Here is a 13,794-nt window from a genome sequence, read left to right as displayed (position 1 = left end):
ATCAGCGTGCGCCTTGCGCTTCAAGCCAATCGCACATCGCCAGAAACTCCGCCGCAGCCGTCATGCTACTGGAACGCGCCCGCAAATAGCCATGCACCAAGCCTTTTCCGGGGCGCAGGCAGACCGCGTTTCCCGCCTTTTCCAGCGCCCTGGCATACAGCACCCCTTCATCGTGCAGCGGATCGTGCTCGGCAACCATGATCAGGGCGGGCGGCAGCCCGCTCAGATCGGTGGCGCGCAAAGGCGCCACCTCAGGGTTCGTCCGTTGATCGACGATAGGACAATACTGATCCCAGAACCAGATCATCTCCGCCGTGGTCAAGAAAGGAGCCTCGGCTTCGGTTCGATAGGAAGCGCGCGAAAAATCCGCATCGACGCAGGGATAGATCAGCACCTGGCCGCGGATGGGATGCCCGGCATCCGCACGATAAGCCAGGGCAAGGACAGTCGCCAGATTGCCCCCGGCACTATCGCCACCGACAAACACGCGGGCGGGATCCACCGATAGCGAATCGCAGGATTTGAAGATCCACTCGAACACGGCGCGGCAATCTTCCACCGCAGCCGGATACGGATTCTCGGGCGCCCGCGCATAATGCACACTGATCACCACCATACCGGTGCGTTCGGCAATTTCGGCCGTGATGGCATCATGCGTCTCGTGGCTGCCGACGACCCAGCCGCCGCCATGCATATAGAGCAGGCAGGGCCGGGCACCGCCGACCTCGGCCCGGGGCGTGTAAACACGAGCCGCAACCGTCCGCTGCCCCTGCTGGACACACGCGTCGATCACCGCCATCCCCACGGGGTACGGCGCCTTGGATTCACGCGCCAGCTGCTCCGCGCGAGCGCGCCAGGCTGCCACGCCAAGGTTGATGGGTGGCTCTGGCCAGGCTTGCTGAAGGCCGGCCAGAAACACGGTAAGGTCGGAAGCAATCGTCATGGTGATTTCCGCCGCATGCGCGGCTACATATGAGAAGGCAAAAAGGTTGCAATGGCGGGAAACGCGATCAGGACGATCAGGCGGAGAATATCCGTCACGACGAACGGCGCGACCCCTTTGAATATCGTCGTCAGATTGACATCTCGCACCACGCTCTTGATGACGAACACGTTCATCCCCACGGGGGGATGGATCATGCCCAGCTCGACGGCCATCACGATGATGATGCCAAACCAGATGGGGTCAAACCCCAGCTGCTGGATCAGCGGAAACACCACCGGCACCGTCAGCAAAATCATGGCCATGGCATCCATGACGCTTCCCAGCACCAGGTACATCAGCATGATCAGGGCGAGAATGCCGTATTTGCCCAGGCCCAGTTCAATCAGCCACTGCGTGATCGCCTGCGGCGTCTGGCTGACCGTCAAAAAATAGCCAAACAAAATCGCCCCGACCAGGATCGTGAAAATTGCCGCCGTGGTACGCAAAGAATCGGTGAGGCATTCCATGAACTGTCTGAAATTCAGCCGCCGCCGCACAACTGAAATAATGAAGGCGCCCGCGGCCCCCATGCCGCCCGCTTCCGTGGCGGTGAACAGCCCGCCATACAGGCCGCTGATGATGAAGATGAACAACAGCGCAACCGCCCAGATGTCACGCAGTGCGGCCAGCCGTTCTTTGCGGTCGGAGCGCCCGCCCTTGGGCAGAAAATCCGGCCGAACCAGCGCAATGATATTGATCGTGGCGATATACATGCAGACCGCAAGGATGCCTGGCAGTATTCCGGCGATGAACAGCTTGCCGATGTCCTGATCGGCAATCAACCCATAGACGGCCAGCACCGTCGAAGGGGGAATCATGATGCCCAGCGACCCGCCAGCGGCGATCACGCCGGTGGAAAAGCTTTTCGGGTAGCCATAGCGCTGCATCTCGGGATAGGCGACCGAGGAAAAGGCCGCCGCCGTCGCCACGGACGAACCGCAGATTGCGGCAAACCCGCCGCAGGCACCGATCGTGGCAATGCCCAGGCCCCCTTTCAAATGGCCGACAAAGGCGTTGCCGGCGCGAAAAAGCTCGCGGCTCATGCCCGAAGATGAGGCAAACGCCCCCATCAGCAGAAACAAGGGCACAATCGCAAACTGAACGTCGGACACCGTCCTGATAGGCGACTGTGCCAACAGGTTCATGGCGGCGCTGAAATCGTCGCTGATCAGACCAAAACCAGCGACCCCCACCACACCCATGGCGATCCCCACGGGAACCCGCAAAAGCATCAGGACAAACAGACCGACAAACCCGCCAACGGCGACAAGATGAGGATTCATGATGATATTGAGCGCATTGGCAGCTTATTCGACCGCCGCATGCGCGGCGGACACGACCCGATCCGGGTGGACGATGAGGTTATAGGCGCGCAAAGCCGTCAGCAACGAGGTGGCCACGAGCCCCAGCCAGGCGACCAGGTAATAGATCCAGACAGGCTGGTGCAGATCGAACGTCAGGATGTTGTCTGCCCGCGTATCCATGACCTTGACGGCAACCATCCAGGTCAGGGCCAGCATCGCAGCCAGCGTGACCACGTTGGCAAAGACGTCCATGGCGCGCCGCAGGCGGCGACCGCTGATCGTCCATAACAAGTCAACGCAAATATGCTCTGCACGATAGCTCGTGCCCGCCAACCCCCAAAAAATCAGGATCACCATGAACAGGCCGATCATGTCGAAGGTATCGGGGATGGCCCAGACGAAGACATAGCGCAGGATCACCGAAACGAACGTCAATGCGGTGACCGCGGCCAGAAACCAGGAGGCGAGCGACTCGATCGCCGATATCAATGCCTCCGGGCGGGCCTTGCGCGAGGAAGACGCGGCCATGACTACTTGACCGCCGCGCCATAGCGCTGCAGCGTATCCTGGAAATCCTGCATGACCGCTTTTGGATTCATGCCGGTTTTCTGCACGGCCTTGGCCCAGCTGTCGTGCAACGGCAAAGCCGCCTTTTTCCAGGCTTCAATCTGTTGCGCATCAAGCGTATAGACATCCTGACCGGGTTCGGCGGCAATCTTCGCAACACCTGCCTCCTCGAAATCGCTCCAGCGCTTGGCAACCCGTCCCGCCCACTCGGTGTTGCAGTGGTTGTCGATCACCTTCTGCTGGGCCGCCGACATGCGTCGGTACTTCGACTTGTTGAAGGCAAAGACGAACCCGCTGACATACAACGGAGCGTTCATGTGGTACTTGGTGACCTGATCGATCCCATACAGCACCGAAGACCCCCAGGGAAAGGTGATTGCATCGGCAACCCCCTTTTCCAGGACATCACGGGCCTCGAAAGCAGAGGCCTGGACGTTGGTGCCCCCTTGGGAAGTCACCAGAGAAGCGATGGTGCTGTCCGCCGGGCGAACCTTCAAGCCGGCCAAGTCCGTGGGCAGCACAATCTTGCGTGCGCGCGAATGGATGCCGCTTGGCGCATGCACGAAGGCGACACAGAGCTTGACGTCCTTCATCTCACGATCGGCGTACTTGCGATACCAGGCATCCAGCGCTTCCGACCCCTTGACGGCATCGTTGATCATGAACGGCAGGTCGGCAGCGGCAATGATGGGAAACCGGCCTGGCTGATAACCAGGACTGACGTAAGTCATATCCGCAATACCGTCCCTGGCCATGTCGTAATGGTCAAACGCCTTACCCAGTTGCTGGGAAGGATAAAGTGTAGACTTCAATGTTCCGTTTGAATCTTTCTCCACAGAATCGGCCCACTCCTTCATCGACGCATAAAGCGGATGAGTCGTGGGCCCCCACAGCGATATTTTCAAGTTGAACGTCTGATCCGCATGAGCGGGAGTGGTGACGGCAAGCGCCAGCACAAGTGATGCGGCGGCGTGGGCCAGTGGCGAAGAACAGGTTTTCATGGCATCGACTCTAGGGCAAAGGGCTGCGTCTATTTGAAGGTTGAATATCCAATCAACGCAATTAAATATTTTAACTTTCGGAAAACAATATGTTTTGCGAAAAGAATGGATATTATAGTTTCAATAAATAGAGAACATATTAGCGATTACCCTGGGCCAAGACACTTCGCCGCCTGTCGGTGTCAAGGTGCCAGCGTCCACTTGCCGCGTTCGATCTGCAGCATGCGGTAGGCGTTGACGTCCAGCCCCATGTGGTTTTCGGGCGTCATGTTGAACGCGCCCGAGGTCAGCATGAGGCCGTGGGTCTGCTCGATGGCATCACGCACCTTGGCCTTGTCGGTCGTGCCCGCGCGCTTGACGGCGTCCAGATAGATCATCAGGCCATCGTAGGCACCGCCGCTGAAGTGCGAGGCATCGAGGTTCCAGCGCGCATGAAAGGCCTGGGCATAATCGCTGACGACCTTCTTTTGCGGGTCGCTGTCGGGCAGCGTATCGGCCACCTGGATGGCCGAACAGGGCAGGCGCACGCCGTCGGCGGCATCCCGGGCGATGCGGATGTACTCGTTGGCACAGACGGCATACGATTGGTAGAGCGGCGCGGCGATGCCCAGCTGCCGATAGTTGCGCGTCAGCAGGGCGGGCCCCTGGCCCACGCCAAAGACAAACACTGCCTGCACGTCGGGGTTGTGCTTGATCTTGGTGAGCTGCGGCGTCATGTCGGTATCTTTGGCGCCATACGACTCTTGCGCCACGATCTGGATGCCGTAATCGGGCGCCACCCGTTCGGATTCTTTCTTGCCGGACTGGCCGTAGCCGCTGGTCTCCGTCACCAGCGCGATCTTGTTCAGGCCGCGCTTTTGCATGTCCTTGAAGACCATCTGCGCCACGATACGGTCGGTGAGCGCGGTCTTGAACACCCACTTCTTTACCGGCTCGATGATGGAAATGCCGCCCGCCAGGGCAATGAAGGGAACTTCGGCCTTTTCCACCAAGGGGATGACGGCCATGGCGGCCCCCGTCATGGGCGCACCGATGATGACGTCCACGTGGTCGTTGTAGATCAGGCGCTTGGCCAGGCTGACGGCCTTGCTGACGTCGCTGCCGTCATCGTAGGCAATCAGTTCCAGAGGGCGCCCCAGCACACCGCCATCCTGGTTGACCTTTTCGACATACATCTGCAGCGTCTTGAGCTGCGGGTCGCCCAGAAAAGCGGCAGGCCCGGTGGCCGAGACGAACGAACCGATGCGGATCGGTTCCGCGGCCTGAACATTCAGGCCAAGCAAAGCAATGACGCCACTGGCCATCCAGCGCAGGGCCATCGTTTTTTGTATTTTTAGCAAAGTCTTCTCCTGATTGAATGTTGCCAGGCAGGACGCCCGGCTCAAAGATCAAGCACCAGCCGCTCGGAGCGGGCGCGCGATACGCAGACCATCATCGATTTGTTGGCCTGCTGCTCTTCCGGCGTGAGGCAGAAATCGCGGTGTTCGACCTGGCCCTCGCAGATACCTGTTTCGCAGGTGCGGCACGTGCCCTCGCGGCACGAGCTGACCACCCCCTCGACGCCGTTTTCCTCCAGGACTTCGAGAATGCTTTTGTTCGCGGGCACTTGCAGCGTACGGCTGCTGCGCCGCAGTTCGACCATGAAAGCGTGTTCTTTGCCCGCCGCCGGAGCGCTGTCCTGCGGCGCGGCGAAGTATTCAAAGTGCACGGTCTTGGGATCGCGGTGGCTGGCGGCCGCCTTGACCGCCGCCATCATGGGCGCGGGGCCGCAACAGTACACGTGCTCGCCCTCGGGCGCCCCTTGCAGCCAGGGCACGGGGTCGAAAAAGCCCGCCATCAGATTGTCGGCATGCACGTGCACCTGGCCGCCGGGCATGGCCTGCAGCGTTTCCAGGAAGGCCGCCCGCTGGGCGCTGCGCACGGCATAGGCCAGGCGCCACGGCTTGCCCTGCGCGCTGCACCAGCGAATCATGGCCAGCAGGGGCGTGATGCCGATGCCGCCCGCGATGAACAGATACTGTGCGGCGTCCGGCGCCAGGGGAAAGTTGTTGCGCGGCGCGGCCACCTGCAGGCTCATGCCCCGGCGCAGCGACTGATGCGCGTACAACGAGCCACCCTTGCTTTGCGGCGCGCGGGCGATGCCGATCACGTAGCGGTCGCGCTCGCGCCAGTCGCCCGACAGCGAGTAGTGCCGCCGCAGGCCATTGGGCAAGTCGATGGGCAGGTGCGCGCCCGGCTCGAAGGGCGGCAACTGGGCACCGCCCGGGGCCTGCAGTTCGACTGAAATCACGTCGCGCGCCTCAGCCTGGACGTCGGCCACTTCCAGCTGCATGGTGGCCCCGGCGGCGGGCGCCTGCAGTTCGGACGGCTCGTGCGCCGCCTGGCCGCCACCGCTGCCCGGAGGCGCCGACCCCGGTATCCCCGGGCTCTTGATGAACAGCAACACCATGCGGCTGTCGTCCGCCGCGCGGATGCCGTGCCGCACGCCCGCCGGGATGAAGATCAGGCTGCTGGCCACCACGTCTTGTGTCTCTTCGCCGATGGTGACGATGCCCTTGCCTTCCATCACGAGCCAGATTTCATCCTGGTTGGGATGATGGTGCGTGGCCGTGACCTGGCCCGGCTCGTAGCAGACGATTTCGGACACGTAGGTGGGTACTTTGAAGATCGGCTTGCGCACCCGCAGCTTGGGGTCGTATTCGATCATATGGTTCAGTACAAAACTCAGCATGTCTCGGTTCTCCTTTGATGCCTAACACTTTAGAGAACGAAATTTGCAAGGTATAGTCCTGAAATATGCACACCTTGTGCAGTTTTATGAACACGATCATGAAAAACACCCTACCAGGCGACCTGATCGATTTCTGTCTGGTCGTTGAACACGGCGGCATCGGTGCCGCAGCGCGCGCCGCAAACCGGCCCAAATCCAGCATCAGCCTGGCCATCCGCAGGCTGGAAGAAGCCCTGGCGCTGCGGCTGATCGAACGCAACCGGCAAAGCCTGCAGCTCACCGGACAGGGCCGCCGCCTGTACCAGGACGTCCACCCCCTGCTCACCCGCCTGGACACCGTCACCGGCAGCTACCGCGACAGCGGCGGCGAGGTTTCGGGCGAACTGCGCATCGCCACCCCCTACGAGTTCGGCGCGCACCACCTGGCGCCCGTCGTCCAGCGCCTGCTGATGAAAAACCCGCGACTATCAGCCACCCTGGACGTACAGTACGCGCCCATCAAAGAACTGTTTGCCAAGGGCTACGACGTGGCCTTTGTCATGGCCAACGGCCAGTTGAGTGACGTCAGCGCCGTTTCTTGCCGCATGTTTTCGCTGGAACGCGCGCTGTTCGCCGCACCCGCCCTGTTGGCCAGGCACGCCCCTTTGCAACACCCCGACGACCTGCGCCGGATGCCGCTGGTGACCTCTTCGCAGGATCAGTTCTGGCACTTTACCGGCCCCGATCAGGCGCCCATCGACGTGCCCATCGGCCATTGCCAGTTCCGCAGCTCGAACGCCGACGTGCGCCGTCAGGCGGCGGTCAAGGGCTTGGGCATCATCCGGGTGGTCGGCACGTTCTGCGCGCCATTCGAAGCGGCGGGGCAGCTGGGCCGGGTACTGCCCGACTATGCCTGCGCGCCCCTGCGCGTCTATGGCGTGGTCAACGAACGGCGGCTCATGCCCACACCCGTCAAGGCCTTGCTCGACGAACTGGAAAGCACGACGAGCCGCCCGGACGCAAGCCAGGCGGACTGAGGGAATCGCCCGCAGGCCTCCGGTGGGCGATCCCGCGGAAGTACGGTCATGCGCGGGGCGCGGAATCGCCCGTCCGCTGGACGCGGCCCGCATCGCATCCCCCTGGCGGGCGGGCCGGTGTCACTCGGCGTCCGGCTGCGCCTCGGGACGGGCGGCCTGGAAGGCCGACAAGGTATCGCACTGCCGCGCGATGCGCTGGAGCGTGGGATACGGGGACAGATCGATCTCGTAGCGCTGGGCGTTGTACACCTGGGGCACCAGGCAGCAGTCCGCCAGGCCGGGGGTATCGCCCTGGCAGTACAGGCCGGTGCCGGGCGCCCGCAGCTGCGCCTCGAACGCGGCAAAGCCAGTGACGATCCAATGCCGATACCAGGCGTCGCGCACGGCCTTGTCCACCTTCATTTCGTGCGCCAGCCAGCGCAGCACGCGCAGATTGTTCAGCGGGTGGATGTCGCAGGCAATGAGCTGGGCCAGGGCGCGCACGCGGGCACGCGCCAGGGGCTCGGCGGGCAGCAGCGCCGCGCCTGGATAGACCTCGTCCAGATACTCGATGATGGCCAGCGACTGCGTGAGCACATGGCCCTGATCGTCCAGCGCGGGCACCAGGCCCTCGGGGTTGCGTTGCAGATAGGCGGCCTGGTGCTGCTCGCCACCTTGCCGCAGCAGGTGCACGGGCACGATGCGGTGATCCAGCCCCTTCAGGCCCAGGGCGATGCGCACGCGATACGCCGCCGAACTGCGAAAGTAAGAATAAAGATCACGCATGGAAGCCCCCCACAAGCCTCGTCGCGCGCCGGAGCGCGGATTATTATTTGAGCTCGGCCTGAACCTGATCGAAGAGATCTTGCCCAACGTCCGGGATGAACATTTTCCAGACGGGCTGCACTCGTTCTTTCATGCGCTCGTGCTCGGCATCGCTGACTTCGTTGACCTGCATGCCGTGCTTGACCATCATGTCCTTGGCCGACTGGGACTGCGCCCGGGCCACCTGGCGCTGATACACACGCGCTTCAAGCGCCGAATCTTTGATGATTTTCTGCTGCTCGGGCGTGAGCTTGTCCCAGAAGACCTTGGACGCCAGCGGAATGAAGGCCCCGTAGCTGTGACGCGTGATGGACAGGTATTTCTGCACCTCATAGAGCTTGAGCGCCGCAATCACGGCATTGGGCGTGCCCTGGCCGTCGATGGTGCGGGTCTCGAGCGCGGTATACAGCTCGGGCACGGCCAGCGGCACCGGATTGGCGCCCAGCGCCTTGATGGTCTCTTGCGTGATCTTGGCCTGGATGGAGCGGAACTTCAGGCCGTCGAAATCTTCCACCTTTTCGATGGGGCGCTTGCTGTTGGTGGCATTGAAAAAGCCGTTTTCCCAATACGCCAGCCCCACCAGTCCGTGCGCCGGCAGCAGATCGAGCAGGCGCTGCCCCACCGGGCCGTCGAGCACCTTGTCGGCCTGGGCGTCGTTCTTGAACAGGAAGGGAAAATCGAGGATTTCATAGGCCTTGACCATGCCGGTGAGCGTGGTGGTCTGGGGCACGGTGAATTCGATGGTGCCCCCCTGCAGGGCCGACGTGACCTTGACGTCGTCGCCCAGGGCGCCGCTGTAATACGGCTTGATGACGATCTCGCCATGGCTCTTGGCCTTGACCAGCTCGACGAACTTGGCCACGCCCTGGCCCTGGTGCGATTTCTCGGGCAGCGTGACGGCGAACTTGGCCGTCACCGCCGCGCAGGCCGTGCCCGATAGGGCGGCCGCCAGCAGCCCCACCAGCCATGTTGTACGGATTTTCATGCGAGTCTCCTTTGAAATATGGACTAACGCCACCATTGGGCCGGCACGGTGACCAGCGCCGGAAACAGGATCAACAGCACCAACAACACCATCAGGGCCAGCAGGAACGGCAGAATCCCGCGTACGGCCTCGTCCATGGTCACCTTGCCCACCGAGCTGATGACGTTGAGTACCACGCCGACGGGCGGCGTGATCATGCCGATCGAGCAGTTCATGATGAAGATGACCCCGAAATACACCGGGTCGATGTCGGCGGCCTGCACGATGGGCAGGAACACCGGGGTGAAGATGAGCACGATGGGGATGAAATCGAGCACCATGCCGGCAAAGAACACCACGACCATCATGGCCGCCATGAGCACCAGGGGATGGCTGGACAGGCCCTGCAGCCAGCCACCCACCTGCCCGGAAATATCGGTGATCGTGATCATGTATGAAGCCACCATGGCCAGCGCCGCCAGCAGCAGCACCACCGACGTCGTGCGCGCCGTGGCCAGCAGGCAGGCGTAGATGGCGCGGCCGTCGAGCTCGCGGTACACCACCAGCCCTACGAACAGCGCGTAGGCGGCGGCCACCACGGCGGATTCGGTGGGCGTGAAGATGCCAAAGCGCAGCCCGCCGATGATGATGACCGGCAGCATCAGGGCCCAGCCGCCCTGGGCCAGCAGACGCAGGCGGCGCCCCCAGGGCACCCGGGGCGAGACGGCCACCTGCTGGCGGCGCGCCACGATCCACCAGGCCACCACCAGCACCAGGCCCATCAGGATGCCGGGCACGATGCCGGCCAGAAACAGACGGGTGATGGAGACATTGGCCACCACGCCGAAAATGAGAAAGCCGATGGACGGCGGAATGACCGGGGCGATGATGCCGCCCGCCGCCATCAGGCCACAGGCCCGGGCGGGGTCGTAGCCCGCGGCGCGCATCATGGGCACGAGAATGGCGGCCAGCGCCGCCGTGTCGGCCACCGCCGAGCCCGACAGGCTGGCCAGCAGGATGCCGGCGAAAATGGCAACGTAGCCCAGGCCGCCGCGCAGGTGGCCGACGAAGGCGCTGGCCATGTCCACGATACGCCGCGACAGGCCGCCCGCGTTCATGAATTCGCCCGCCAGGATGAAGAAGGGCACGGCCATGAGCACGAAGTTGTCGGCCCCGGCCACGGCGTTCTGCACGACGGTCTGCGCATCGAACTGCCCGGTGAGCAGCATGAGCGCCACCCCGGCGAACATCAGGGCAAAGGCGATAGGCAGGCCGATGGCGATCAGCCCCAGCAGCGCCACGAGAAAGACCGAGGCCGTCATGCTCGGTCTCCGGGGTGCTTGTGGCCCGGCTTGTGCGCAGGAGTGTTCGGCAGGCCCTGGGCGCCCCCGGGGTGCGTCGTGCCCGCAGTGGCTGACATGCCAGACTGCTGCTCATCGGCTTCGATGCGCTCGGCCAGCGACTCGATGCGGTCTGCCAGGTCGGCCGTCAGGTCTTCATCGGCACCGCGCAGCGCCCGCACAATGTTGTTGCACACCGGAAAGATGAGCGCCACGCCAAACACCACGGCCACGCCATACAGCCAGGCGTATGAGATGCCCATGACAGGGTACACATTGCCCAGATTGATGCGTGTCTGGGCCAGCCCGCCCACGATGAAAATGACGCACCCGACAAGAATGAGCAGGCCGTTGAAGACCTGCAGCACACGCCGCAGACGCGGCCCCACTGCGCGCTGCAGAGTGTCAAAGCCGATGTGGATGCGCTGTGCCGAAGCCAGCACCGCGCCGAGGAAGATCAGCCAGACGAACAGCAGGCGCGACAGTTCTTCGGAAATGGCAATGCCCGAATTGAAGGCATAGCGCAGCACGACGTTGCCGAACACCAGGACGCCCATGATCGCCAGGCTGACCACGATGAGGATCTCGAACCCTTTGGTGATGCTGCGGGCGGTGCCTTCCAGCATGCTGCGCCCGCCCGGTTTGCCGGTCGGCATGTCTGTCTCCTGGTTTTTTCGCTTATTAAAGGCGCTTTCCAGCTATCATACAAACAGTTTTTTGCCATCGATTCATGGGATATTCCGATGGACATCACCTTGCGCCAGTTGCGCGCCTTTACCGCCTTGGCCCGCACCGGGGGCTTCACCCGCGCGGCGGAATCCCTGCACATCACGCAGTCGGCGCTCAGCGGCCTCATCAAAGAACTGGAAACCCAGTTGGGCGTGCGCCTGGTCGATCGCAGCACCCGGCGCATCCACCTCTCCGAGGTGGGGCAGGAGTTTCACGCCGTCGCCACTCAAGTGCTCAGAGACCTCGACAACGCGGTCGAGAACATCAACAACCTGAAACGCCTGCGCCGCGGTGTCGTGCGCATCGCGGCTCCGCAGCTGATGGCCAGTACGCTCATCCCCGAGGTGATCGCCGGCTTTCGCGAAGCCTACCCCGACATCCGCATCCGCCTCATGGACTGCGCAGTGGAAAACGCCATCGGCCAGGTACTGCGCGGCGAGGCCGACATCAGCATCGGCCCGCAGCGCCAGGGGCTCGCCGACCTGGACGCCGACCCGCTCTTCGATCTGCCCTTCATGGCCGTCTTTCCGCGGGGGCATCCGCTGGAAGCCAAGAAGCGGCTGGGCTGGGCCGATCTGGTGCCCTACCCCCTGATCGCCCTGCAGGGACAGTTCACCGAGCGCCTGGCGCTCGACCTGAACCAGGCGTCGATGCAAAGCATCCGTCCCGCCCACGAGGTGACCTTCATGAGCACGGCACTCAGCATGGTGAGCGCCGGGCTGGGCGTGACCGCCTGCCTGCCCTATGCCCAGAGCCTGGTCGAGCTCTACGGCCTGCGGGCGCAATGGCTGCACGAGCCCGAGGTACGGCGCCAGTTTTTCATCTACAGTCGGCGCCACGCCAGCCTGTCGCCCGCCGCTGAAGCCTTTGTGCAGTACCTGCACGAACAGGTCGGTCGGCGCGCCTGGGGCCTGGGGTAGGCCGCCGGGCCGGGTTCATCAGGTCGGGTTCACCAGACCAGGCGCTTCAGGGCCGGACTACTGGGCCAGGCCGCGCGCGCGAAACGCCTGGCGGATCGGCTCGGGCACGAGCGACCCGCCGGTGCTCCAGATGACGTGCGTGGCATTGCCCAGATGGGGCTCGAGCCCATGCTGCTTCAGGTACTGCTGGCCCTGGGGCGTTTGCAGCAGCCGCCCGGGCCCCTGCAGGCCCGCCGCCGCCGAGGGCTCGACGTAGATGCCCTCGATGTCCTCCAGGGCCTTGGCAGCGCGAAACAAGGACGCATCGTCCACCGTGAAGTCGCCCGACAAGACCCGCGCCATCATCGGCGCCACCAGCGGCGAGGCCTGGGCAACGGCCAGGCCGTCGGCCTCGGTGCGGTTGTCCAGCCCCACGTCGTAGACCGAGACCGGCGTCTGGCAGCCGGCCGCCAGCTGCACCAGCATGCAGGGGCAGGCCACCGGTTCGACGAAAAAGCCATGCACGTGCGCGCCCCACAGGCGTTTCAGGCCGTGCAGCACGCCGCCCGGCGCGCCGCCCACCCCGCACGGCAAGTACACGAACAAGGGGTGCTCGGCGTCCACCGGGCGGCCCGCCTGCCGCAGCTGCTGTTGCAGTTCGCGCGCCGCCGCCGCATAGCCCAGAAACAGGGGCAGCGAATGCTCGTCATCGACGAAATAGCTGTAGGGGTCGGCCTCGGCAACCGCCCGGCCCGCAGCCACGGCGGCGGCGTAATCGCCCTCATGCTCGACCACCTCGATACCGTGATCGCGCAAGCGCTGCTTTTTCCATTCTTTGGCATCCGCCGACATGTGCACCACGGCCCGAAACCCCAGTCCGGCGCCGATGAGCCCAATGGCCAGCCCCAGGTTGCCCGTGCTGCCCACCGCCACGGTGTAGCGGCCAAACAGGGCGCGGGCCGCCGGGTCGGCCAGCACGGCGCGGTCGGTATCGGCCCCCAGCAGTCCGTGCTCGGTAGCGATGCGTTCGGCAAACGACAGAATTTCGTGAAAGCCGCCGCGCGCCTTCACCGAACCCGCCACCGGCAGGCTGTCGTCGCGCTTCATGAACCAGGCCCCGGTGGCCTGTGCCGGAAGCAGGTGGTCGCGCAGGCGGTCGATGGACGCGAGAGGCGACGTCAGACGCCCCCCGGATGCCGCCAGCTCGGGAAACACGCGCGCCAGCAAACCGGCGCAGCGCTCGTAGCGGGCCTCGGCCGGGGCCGGATCGGGGTCGAGCCCGGGGCCAACCGCGGCCTCGTACCCCGGATTGAGCCACAGCAGGGGCTGACGCTCGCTCAGCCCCTTGGGCAGGCGGGCCAGCAGCGAAGTAGAGACGGCATTCATGGGAACTCCCTTGGAGGACGGCGCCGCGCCAGCGCGGGACGCGCCTGCCCGCAGCCGCGAGCGGGCGT

General features: G+C 63.9%; 13 protein-coding genes. 2 read left to right on the top strand and 11 right to left on the bottom strand.

The genetic code is table 11. The annotated features are described in order from the left end of the window. Position 1 precedes the first annotated feature (1 nt). From CCA01S_RS10210 to CCA01S_RS10185, 6 genes are all read right to left on the bottom strand, one after another. On the bottom strand, positions 2-943 hold the full coding sequence (locus tag CCA01S_RS10210; protein WP_066457888.1) for an alpha/beta hydrolase: 942 nt from the start codon (positions 941-943) through the stop codon (positions 2-4). A gap of 23 nt (positions 944-966) precedes the next feature. Continuing rightward, positions 967-2,268 carry a TRAP transporter large permease gene (locus CCA01S_RS10205; RefSeq protein WP_066457870.1) on the bottom strand — a complete coding sequence of 434 codons (1,302 nt, stop codon included), beginning with the start codon at positions 2,266-2,268 and terminating at the stop codon, positions 967-969. Positions 2,269-2,292: 24 nt separating this feature from the next. Next, complete coding sequence (locus CCA01S_RS10200; RefSeq protein WP_066457869.1) at positions 2,293-2,817, bottom strand: TRAP transporter small permease; 525 nt, start codon at positions 2,815-2,817, stop codon at positions 2,293-2,295. A 2-nt stretch (positions 2,818-2,819) separates the two neighbouring features. Then, on the bottom strand, positions 2,820-3,857 hold the full coding sequence (locus CCA01S_RS10195; RefSeq protein WP_066457868.1) for a TRAP transporter substrate-binding protein: 1,038 nt from the start codon (positions 3,855-3,857) through the stop codon (positions 2,820-2,822). A gap of 182 nt (positions 3,858-4,039) precedes the next feature. After that, positions 4,040-5,197: an ABC transporter substrate-binding protein gene (locus tag CCA01S_RS10190; RefSeq protein WP_232305063.1), complete on the bottom strand. Its 1,158-nt coding sequence runs from the start codon at positions 5,195-5,197 to the stop codon at positions 4,040-4,042. Positions 5,198-5,238: 41 nt separating this feature from the next. Next, positions 5,239-6,588: a cupin domain-containing protein gene (locus tag CCA01S_RS10185; RefSeq protein ID WP_084386670.1), complete on the bottom strand. Its 1,350-nt coding sequence runs from the start codon at positions 6,586-6,588 to the stop codon at positions 5,239-5,241. 98 nt (positions 6,589-6,686) lie between these two features. Here CCA01S_RS10185 and CCA01S_RS10180 point away from each other — a divergent pair, with 98 nt between their 5' ends. Then, positions 6,687-7,604, top strand: a complete 918-nt coding sequence (locus CCA01S_RS10180) for a LysR family transcriptional regulator (RefSeq protein ID WP_180984161.1) — start codon at positions 6,687-6,689, stop codon at positions 7,602-7,604. A 120-nt stretch (positions 7,605-7,724) separates the two neighbouring features. On the opposite strand, the gene maiA is transcribed toward CCA01S_RS10180, so the two are convergent. Genes maiA through CCA01S_RS10160 form a run of 4 tightly spaced genes read right to left on the bottom strand, consistent with a single transcriptional unit; the run spans position 7,725 to position 11,368 of the window. Beyond that, positions 7,725-8,369 (bottom strand): maleylacetoacetate isomerase, encoded by a 645-nt coding sequence (maiA, locus tag CCA01S_RS10175; RefSeq protein WP_066457857.1) that lies wholly within the window; start codon positions 8,367-8,369, stop codon positions 7,725-7,727. Between the two features lie 43 nt (positions 8,370-8,412). After that, on the bottom strand, positions 8,413-9,393 hold the full coding sequence (locus CCA01S_RS10170) for a TRAP transporter substrate-binding protein (RefSeq protein ID WP_180984162.1): 981 nt from the start codon (positions 9,391-9,393) through the stop codon (positions 8,413-8,415). Between the two features lie 23 nt (positions 9,394-9,416). After that, a complete protein-coding gene (locus CCA01S_RS10165; protein WP_066457852.1) occupies positions 9,417-10,694 on the bottom strand; it encodes a TRAP transporter large permease in 1,278 nt (425 codons plus the stop codon). Then, the gene (locus CCA01S_RS10160) at positions 10,691-11,368 is read right to left on the bottom strand and encodes a TRAP transporter small permease (protein WP_066457850.1); all 678 of its coding nucleotides are present in this window, start codon (positions 11,366-11,368) and stop codon (positions 10,691-10,693) included. Before CCA01S_RS10160 ends, CCA01S_RS10165 begins: the two co-directional genes overlap by 4 nt. Before the next feature lie 87 nt (positions 11,369-11,455). On the opposite strand from CCA01S_RS10160, the gene CCA01S_RS10155 reads away from it, so the two are divergent. Next, positions 11,456-12,361 (top strand): LysR family transcriptional regulator, encoded by a 906-nt coding sequence (locus CCA01S_RS10155; RefSeq protein ID WP_066457847.1) that lies wholly within the window; start codon positions 11,456-11,458, stop codon positions 12,359-12,361. 57 nt (positions 12,362-12,418) lie between these two features. On the opposite strand, the gene dsdA is transcribed toward CCA01S_RS10155, so the two are convergent. Beyond that, positions 12,419-13,726 carry a D-serine ammonia-lyase gene (dsdA, locus tag CCA01S_RS10150; RefSeq protein ID WP_066457845.1) on the bottom strand — a complete coding sequence of 436 codons (1,308 nt, stop codon included), beginning with the start codon at positions 13,724-13,726 and terminating at the stop codon, positions 12,419-12,421. Positions 13,727-13,794: the final 68 nt, after the last annotated feature.

The sequence above is a fragment of the Castellaniella caeni NBRC 101664 genome (assembly GCF_001592225.1).
In the GTDB taxonomy this organism is placed as follows: domain Bacteria; phylum Pseudomonadota; class Gammaproteobacteria; order Burkholderiales; family Burkholderiaceae_B; genus Castellaniella; species Castellaniella caeni.
The sequence above is the reverse complement of the archived record's forward strand: the minus strand, read 5'-3'. Positions and strand labels throughout refer to the sequence as shown.

Coding starts and splice junctions, on each gene's coding strand:
- CCA01S_RS10210 (WP_066457888.1), bottom strand. CDS start 943: ATGACGATTGCTTCCGACCTTACCGTGTTTCTGGCCGGCCTTCAGCAA.
- CCA01S_RS10205 (WP_066457870.1), bottom strand. CDS start 2,268: ATGAATCCTCATCTTGTCGCCGTTGGCGGGTTTGTCGGTCTGTTTGTC.
- CCA01S_RS10200 (WP_066457869.1), bottom strand. CDS start 2,817: ATGGCCGCGTCTTCCTCGCGCAAGGCCCGCCCGGAGGCATTGATATCG.
- CCA01S_RS10195 (WP_066457868.1), bottom strand. CDS start 3,857: ATGAAAACCTGTTCTTCGCCACTGGCCCACGCCGCCGCATCACTTGTG.
- CCA01S_RS10185 (WP_084386670.1), bottom strand. CDS start 6,588: ATGCTGAGTTTTGTACTGAACCATATGATCGAATACGACCCCAAGCTG.
- CCA01S_RS10180 (WP_180984161.1), top strand. CDS start 6,687: ATGAAAAACACCCTACCAGGCGACCTGATCGATTTCTGTCTGGTCGTT.
- maiA (WP_066457857.1), bottom strand. CDS start 8,369: ATGCGTGATCTTTATTCTTACTTTCGCAGTTCGGCGGCGTATCGCGTG.
- CCA01S_RS10170 (WP_180984162.1), bottom strand. CDS start 9,393: ATGAAAATCCGTACAACATGGCTGGTGGGGCTGCTGGCGGCCGCCCTA.
- CCA01S_RS10165 (WP_066457852.1), bottom strand. CDS start 10,694: ATGACGGCCTCGGTCTTTCTCGTGGCGCTGCTGGGGCTGATCGCCATC.
- CCA01S_RS10160 (WP_066457850.1), bottom strand. CDS start 11,368: ATGCCGACCGGCAAACCGGGCGGGCGCAGCATGCTGGAAGGCACCGCC.
- CCA01S_RS10155 (WP_066457847.1), top strand. CDS start 11,456: ATGGACATCACCTTGCGCCAGTTGCGCGCCTTTACCGCCTTGGCCCGC.
- dsdA (WP_066457845.1), bottom strand. CDS start 13,726: ATGAATGCCGTCTCTACTTCGCTGCTGGCCCGCCTGCCCAAGGGGCTG.